Source organism: Streptococcus mitis, assembly GCF_001074635.1.
GTDB lineage: Bacteria > Bacillota > Bacilli > Lactobacillales > Streptococcaceae > Streptococcus > Streptococcus mitis_E.
Map to the genome: position 1 here is coordinate 1 of NZ_JUQO01000209.1, position 214 is coordinate 214.

The 214-nt window shown below is 41.6% G+C and carries 1 protein-coding gene; it reads right to left on the minus strand.

Features of this window, described 5'->3' with window-relative positions:
- A partial coding sequence (locus tag ADI58_RS08895; protein WP_049522301.1) for a YPDG domain-containing protein occupies window positions 1-214 on the minus strand: 214 nt, incomplete at both ends.

A 214-nucleotide genomic window follows, 5' to 3' on the forward strand; every position in this document is an offset into this window, starting at 1 on the left:
TCCTTTATCGTACTCTGGGGTGTAGATGTCTTTGTCTTTTTCTCTAACCGTTACCTCCACTGGAACTTCATCTTTAGAACCGTCTGGATATGTTACTGTGATGGTTCCTGTAATCTTATCCCCTGGTTTCGCTCCTTCTGGAATGGTTACGATTACTTTGCCATCTTTGCCAACTGTAATTCCTGGGTTATCACTTTGGAATTTAGTTCCTTCT